This window comes from Planktothrix sp. FACHB-1355 (assembly GCF_014748295.1).
Classification (GTDB): Bacteria; Cyanobacteriota; Cyanobacteriia; order Cyanobacteriales; family Aerosakkonemataceae; genus Aerosakkonema; species Aerosakkonema funiforme_A.
The window spans coordinates 1-5,402 of record NZ_JACJUP010000384.1 but is presented as its reverse complement, the minus strand read 5'-3'; the positions used below and the strand labels follow the sequence as shown (position 1 = coordinate 5,402).

6 protein-coding genes are annotated in these 5,402 nt (G+C 49.2%); 2 read left to right on the top strand and 4 right to left on the bottom strand.

Going from position 1 to position 5,402, the window contains the following annotated elements:
- Positions 1-217: 217 nt before the first annotated feature.
- Entirely contained in the window at positions 218-607 is a 390-nt protein-coding gene (locus H6S82_RS16440; protein WP_190464387.1) for a hypothetical protein, read from the top strand.
- A 37-nt stretch (positions 608-644) separates the two neighbouring features.
- Here H6S82_RS16440 and H6S82_RS16435 read toward each other — a convergent pair whose 3' ends face one another.
- The 4 genes from H6S82_RS16435 to hisD all read right to left on the bottom strand — a co-directional run bounded on the left by H6S82_RS16435 (position 645) and on the right by hisD (position 4,704).
- Positions 645-1,478: a DUF928 domain-containing protein gene (locus tag H6S82_RS16435; RefSeq protein ID WP_190464388.1), complete on the bottom strand. Its 834-nt coding sequence runs from the start codon at positions 1,476-1,478 to the stop codon at positions 645-647.
- Between the two features lie 64 nt (positions 1,479-1,542).
- Positions 1,543-2,439 (bottom strand): DUF928 domain-containing protein, encoded by an 897-nt coding sequence (locus H6S82_RS16430; RefSeq protein WP_190464389.1) that lies wholly within the window; start codon positions 2,437-2,439, stop codon positions 1,543-1,545.
- A 184-nt stretch (positions 2,440-2,623) separates the two neighbouring features.
- Positions 2,624-3,049 (bottom strand): universal stress protein, encoded by a 426-nt coding sequence (locus tag H6S82_RS16425; RefSeq protein ID WP_190464390.1) that lies wholly within the window; start codon positions 3,047-3,049, stop codon positions 2,624-2,626.
- 263 nt (positions 3,050-3,312) lie between these two features.
- On the bottom strand, positions 3,313-4,704 hold the full coding sequence (gene hisD / locus H6S82_RS16420) for a histidinol dehydrogenase (protein WP_190464391.1): 1,392 nt from the start codon (positions 4,702-4,704) through the stop codon (positions 3,313-3,315).
- Between the two features lie 215 nt (positions 4,705-4,919).
- On the opposite strand from hisD, the gene rpsT reads away from it, so the two are divergent.
- The gene (gene rpsT, locus H6S82_RS16415) at positions 4,920-5,225 is read left to right on the top strand and encodes a 30S ribosomal protein S20 (protein WP_190464392.1); all 306 of its coding nucleotides are present in this window, start codon (positions 4,920-4,922) and stop codon (positions 5,223-5,225) included.
- Positions 5,226-5,402 lie beyond the last annotated feature (177 nt).

Sequence of the window (5,402 nt, the reverse complement as noted above, 5' to 3'; positions counted from 1 at the left end):
TGGTCGGCCATGAAAAATCCTTACATTTCTTCACATCTCCTATTTTAAGTTGCCGATCGAGCAGCTGGCCATCCGCAGGCATTTGGCCAGAAACTGTCAAGTTTTGCCATACTTTAAAGTGAGGCTTTTGGTACGGCCTTAAATATTGCCGCCTCAAATGCCGGGTAACTACAAGTAGAGCCCCTCAAAGCCAAACTCGCTACAGGCAATTTTAAAGATGCTGGGTACATTTCAAAAAAGCAATCTGCGAATCGAGATAGAAGCTGAAGAAACAGCCATCCGGGACAGTCTACTGCAACCGAGCCAGCTGCAACAATGGCTGTGGCCTCTAAACTTATCCTCTGGATTACCGGAACAGTTGTCTCGTGGCTTGATATTCACCAGCCAAGTAGGCCCGATACCCATTCAACACCGAGTTGATGTGGCAGCATCCAACTGTCTGCGCTTTTTATTGAGTCAGGGTATTGACGGTTTTCACGAATGGTGCTGGGGAGAGGGTTGGGTGCAATCTCGTCTAGAAGGGGTGTCTCTTCTACCCCTAAGTTTGGGACAAACTCTGAGTTTGCTCCAGCTTAAAAAATTTTTGCAAGCCAAACAAAGCAGCTAGCTATTTCTTGACAATTAGCAGGCGATCGGCACTATCTTTACGATTGTTGCCGGACTTGCTCCACCACTCCATCTAGACCAACTTGTTTGAGAAGCGAGTAAAAATCCTCGACAATTGAGGGGTCTTCAGGTTTAGCATCAGCAGCTTTCGATAGCGCCTCCAGAGCATCATACCAGTAGCCTTGCTGAGCGTAGGCTTTGGCGCGATCGCTTTCTGACTTAGCAGAAGCAAGTTGTTTTGTCAATTCTGATGTGGGAGCAACGCGAGTAATCCCAGCCAGAGCTACCCTCTTTTTCACTACCCCTTTATCAACGCAAACGCTAGATACTGACCAAACGTAGTCTTGCCCTTCTGTCAATTCCGGTACGTTTTCAGGTATTTTAAGCTTAATTATCCCTGCTGCTGGAATATCGACGCTTTCATTACTGAATATCGACTCTTTCGCCCCCGCTTTCTTTAAATTAAACTCTACTGTTTTCACTTTTGGATCGGAAACGTACCAGAAAAAAGTGGGACGACCGGAGACAGTTTGTCCTGCATGGCTTTGCGGAACCAAAAATACCACCAGGGGCTGGGAACAGGGGGGAGGTATAGTACCGGTACGCTCACCCCCGTCTTGAATCTCAGTAGCAGGACGAAGACGCGCTCCACCAGCTGTGGTAATGGAAGGAGCCCCACGGTTAGGCGGTTTGTAGTCAATACTTTTCAGCGCTCTTGCAGGTTTCGTCAAAGCTTTGGCGCTTAAGTCGAAATCAATTGATAGCTTATTTAATGTGCGATCGAAAAGAATGTTGCTTCCAGCAATTAGCGGTATCAACATTATTGAGACTGCACTTGCTGCTACAGTCCCTTCTTGACGGGAAATAACCATAATCCTATTGTTTTAGTTGCAAAACAGGAAATCTCTTCAGGGAAGTTTTCCGATCGCAAGATGACTACCTTCGTCGATTTTGCCGCTGTTTCGCTACCACTTGATTCAAGCCGACTTGCTCTAAAAGCGAGTAAAAATCGTCCGAAATCAACTGCTCTTGCGGCTTAGCTTCAGAGGCGCTGGAGAGCGCTTTTAAGGCATCGTACCAGAATCCTTGCTGAGCGTATACTCTAGCGCGATCGCGTTCAGAACGGGCAGATTTTAAGCGCCTGTTCAGTTCCTGTGTTGCAGCTACGCGCCTGATAGCAGCTTGAAGAGTAACTTTCTTCATACCTCCTGTATCGCCGCAGACAACTGACACCGACCAAAGGTAGTCTTGGCCTACAGCTAATTCCGGTAGGTTTTCAGGAATTTCGGTTTGAATTATGCCTGCTTTTGGGATTTGTAGTTTTTCCTCAAATACTGGCTTATCTACCCCCACTTTCTCGATCGTAAAGTCCACCGATTGCGTGTCTGGCATATACCAAAAAAAAGTAGGACGGCCAGAAGTAGTTTCCCCAGCGTGATTCTGGGGAACTAAGAGTACAGGTAAGTTTTCGGAACAGACCCTGGGAGGAGACTGCATTCGGACTGGGGGAGCATCTGGCGCAGCAGGTGTATTATCGGGTCCCCGCAACTGAATCACCGAATCATCACCAGACTCCAAAATAGCTGGCTGCTCGTAATTACGCGCTCCACCTGACGCAGTTTCCGAAGGAGCGCTTCGATTGGGGGGCTTGTAATTAATGCCTGTGCCACCTTGTGAAGGAACTTGCGCTAATACCGCAGCGTTTAAACTTAGTTCCATTGATAACTGGTTCGTAGTTCGATCGGTTGAAGTATTGCTCCAACCGATCTGCTGGCCCACAAGGATTGATATCGCACCAGTCACCAAAGTCGCCTTTTTAAGGTAAATAACCATAATATTCGCTCTTTAAAGCGTTTTTAAAGGCAGTAGTATCGACTCCCAAATTTTAACTTTAGTTCTAGCTTGGATTTTATTCTAGGTCGATCGGAGTCGCTTAAGCAAAATTTAACACTTCGGTGGAGTTTGTTAGTTTCTGCCAAAGTATTGCTTAGCCAGCCTTCATCGAGTCGCTTTGTTGCTATTTTGGCTTAACTACCAGCACCGAACAAGGGGCATCCGCTACGACTTGACTGCTGACAGACCCCTGCAAAATCCGCTTTAAGCCAGTTAAACCTCGACTCCCGATCACAATTAGGTCGGCTCGATAGATATTTGCAAGGCGAACGATTTCTTCTGCTGGGTCTCCAGTGACTATTTCCAATTCACTCTGGCAAGGCAGATTAGCCTGGTAGGATTGCAGCTGCTTTTCAATGTGTCTGTAGGGCAGTTCCTCGGAATTACTGTGAGGCCGATCGGCTGCCCATTCGACATCAGCATCTGGCGGAGGCATGACATGAGAAAGGATAATTTTCGTCCCCGATCCCAATTGGATGCTGTTTATAGTCTCAATCACTTGCTCCGATAGCTCCGATCCATCAAGTGCCACCAGAATTGTTTCGATCACAGATGAGACCTCCTCACAAGAATTTAAAACTCAGCGATCGGCACCGAGCGTCACGACTGGCTTTAGTTTAGCGATATTCTGACCAACAAGGGAGAGGGCGAGTGGGAGAGCGCGAGGGAAGAGGGATTTGCAACAGAACGCCGAAAAAGCTCATTAATTTGGGTTCTAGCCTCTGAATTTATTCACGAACCATCGAAAAAAACTTTTTCCAGATGCTTCGCATTTCCCTCTCTTTTCGCCCTCTTCCTTTCCAGCTTAGGTGCTTACAATCCCTGGTTTCCACCTTCTCGTCTGGGCATACGGAGTCGCACTGAGTCGGCGTGAGAAGGGAGTCCTTCAGCATTAGCCAGCACATCGATCTGGTTAGCAACCTTTTGAAGCGCGGTTGGCGAGTAACTGATGATTGAGGAGTGCTTCATAAAGGTTTCCACTCCCAGCGCTGAAGCGTAGCGAGCTGCACCGGAAGTCGGTAGGGTATGATTGGGCCCAGCCAAGTAATCGCCCACTGCTTCGGGGGTCGAGGAACCAATAAATATGGCACCTGCATGGCGAATCAAATCCAACATCGCCCAAGGGTCATCTACTTCCAGTTCCAGGTGTTCGGGTGCGAACTCGTTGGAAAGCTCTGCTGCCTCGGCGATTGAATCCACGACAACGATCGAGCCATAGTGAGCGAGGGCTTTCTCGGTCAGCAGGCGTCGCGGATGGTCTCGCAATTGCCATTCGACTTCTGCCTGTACTTTCTGCGCCAGCACGGCATCAGTCGTCAGCAGAATGGCAGCTGCCATTGGGTCGTGTTCCGCTTGTGCCAGCAAGTCTGCCGCTACGTAGACTGGATTGGCAGTTGTGTCTGCAATCACCAGTACTTCCGATGGCCCTGCTAACGAGTCAATCCCCACTGTGCCGTAGACTAATTTTTTAGCCAGGGTAACGTAAATATTACCTGGACCGGTAATTACGTCTACCTTCGGTATAGTTTCGGTTCCGTAGGCCAAAGCGGCGATCGCTTGAGCGCCCCCCACACGGTAGATTTCGGAGATCCCTGCTTCTTGGGCAGCTACTAGCACGGCTGGGTTAATTGGCGCGGGGGAGATGCTTGCAGATGTCGGCGAAAGATTGGACTTTATTTCGCTTTCGTCTAGGCCGATGTGCCCAGCAGGCGGCGCGGGCGGCGTCACCATGACAATTCGGGGCACTCCAGCCACTTTAGCTGGGATAGCATTCATCAACACGGTACTGGGATAGGCAGCACGACCTCCAGGAACGTAGATTCCAGCCCGATCTACTGGGGTGTAGCGCTTTCCCAGCACTACCTCATCTTCTTTAAATTGAACCCAGGATTTAGGCACTCTCTGTCGGTGAAACGCTTCTATCTGGGCTCGCGCTAACTGAATTGCATCCAACAACTCTTTGGACACCTGTTGGTAAGCGGCATCTAATTCCGAGCCGCTCACCCGCAGTTGTTCTGGAGTGAGGAATTGTCGATCGAATTCTTGGGTATAATGCAAGACTGCCCGGTCACCTTGGCGCTGTACCGCCTGTAGGACTTCCCGAACCGTTGCTTCTTTGTGAACAATCTGGTCAGTGGAAGTGCGATCGCGGATACGCCGCAGTTCCGCCTCTGCCTCAGTCCGCTGAGTAATGATTCGCAGCATGAAGTTAGGAACGCCCTTAGTTAGGAATTACCCGCTTTGAGAAAGGGTCAAAAGGCATTCAGGCGAAAATATGTAGATGCCAACTTAACCCCTACTCGTTTCTCTAGCTTAACCTGGATTTTTATCGGGATCGCTCCCTCGGCAGTATAGATGTTATATTAGTTTTTCCAGGATTTTGAATGTTCATTATTATAGTGTCGCTTCGGTATTGAGCAGTGGCTAACACCAAGTCCGCAATTAAGCGCGTTGAAATAGCAGAACGCAATCGTTTGCGTAATAAAGCTTACGCTTCGGCGGTCAAGACGCTGACCAAGAACTTCTTGGCATCTGTCGAAACCTACGCAGCCAACCCCACCCCTGAATTGCTACAGGAGGTACAGCAGCGTATGTCAGCTGCATACAGCAAAATCGACAAAGCAGTTAAGCGAGGCGTCCTGCACCGCAATAACGGGGCTCGCAAAAAATCTCGCTTGGCACGCACCCTCAAGCGATACAGCACTAAGGCATCTGCTGCTTCTTAGCTGTTTGTTTTTTGTGGTGAGTCATCAGTCAAGGACATAACGTCGCGATGGTTAATGACCGCCGCTCCGATCCGCCATTTGGCGCGACTTTAATTATGGCCGCGCCAGATGCTTCATCTGTACGACGGGCGGGACGCCCACCCCACAGTGCCCATGCAATTAATTGACACCCACGTC

Coding starts and splice junctions, on each gene's coding strand:
- H6S82_RS16435 (WP_190464388.1), bottom strand. CDS start 1,478: ATGGTTATTTCCCGTCAAGAAGGGACTGTAGCAGCAAGTGCAGTCTCA.
- hisD (WP_190464391.1), bottom strand. CDS start 4,704: ATGCTGCGAATCATTACTCAGCGGACTGAGGCAGAGGCGGAACTGCGG.
- H6S82_RS16430 (WP_190464389.1), bottom strand. CDS start 2,439: ATGGTTATTTACCTTAAAAAGGCGACTTTGGTGACTGGTGCGATATCA.
- H6S82_RS16440 (WP_190464387.1), top strand. CDS start 218: ATGCTGGGTACATTTCAAAAAAGCAATCTGCGAATCGAGATAGAAGCT.